General features: G+C 53.5%; 1 protein-coding gene. It reads left to right on the top strand.

Annotated elements, in window-relative coordinates; translation table 11 throughout:
• A partial coding sequence (locus AC1RPR_RS08480) for a hypothetical protein (RefSeq protein ID WP_481763511.1) occupies nucleotides 1–211 on the top strand: 211 nt, incomplete at its 5' end.
• Nucleotides 212–370 lie beyond the last annotated feature (159 nt).

Below are 370 nucleotides of genomic sequence, written 5' to 3'. Positions count from 1 at the left end.
CAATCCCGATTATCCGTATAAGAAAGCAGCGGAAGAATTGGTGACTGTCATAGGCCGGGCGCTCGGCAACCGCCTCACACTCAACTGCTGGCTTGAGGATGTTCACGGTATCTGGGCTCATGAACAAAAAGCTTTCCTACTGAAGGAAACTCGCGTACAATGGGCCACTTATCTAATCAATTGTGTGGAGGCCGAACGTGAACCTGATTGACAAGAAAATCGCGATCCTGAAAAGGGCACTCGAACTCATCGAGGACGGGGATGAGTCCTTTGTGTGCTTCGCGATCAAGAGAGCTGCGTGCGAGTACCGTGTGAGTCGCATGTGGCAGTCGGACGCCAAGCTGGGCGCGGAAATGGCGCAGCAGGTGCA

Source organism: Dellaglioa sp. CoH-57-MRSF-22, from assembly GCF_056781895.1.
Note: the sequence above shows the minus strand (reverse complement) of the source record. Positions and strands in the feature narration are given on the sequence as shown.